A 203-nucleotide genomic window follows, 5' to 3' on the forward strand; every position below is an offset into this window, starting at 1 on the left:
TCGTCCGGGCGACCTGTACAGATGAACTCATACGGTCCCAGTTTAGCGATTTCATCCGCCAGGTAAGTGGCGACCTGGTAAGAGGCGTTCTGTACTTTGGTGTAGCCTTCGCGACCAAGGCGCAGGAATTCATAGTATTGCGCAATCACCTGACCGGCAGGGCGAGAGAAGTTGATGGCGAAAGTCCCGATTTGCCCGCCAAG

1 protein-coding gene is annotated in these 203 nt (G+C 55.2%); it reads right to left on the reverse strand.

The window, feature by feature from the left end; translation table 11 throughout:
* On the reverse strand, positions 1 to 203 hold a 203-nt coding region (locus FC814_RS22770; protein ID WP_301546394.1), incomplete at both ends, for a pyridoxal-dependent decarboxylase.

It is taken from the genome of Escherichia sp. MR, from assembly GCF_005280595.1.
Taxonomy (GTDB): Bacteria; Pseudomonadota; Gammaproteobacteria; order Enterobacterales; family Enterobacteriaceae; genus Escherichia; species Escherichia ruysiae.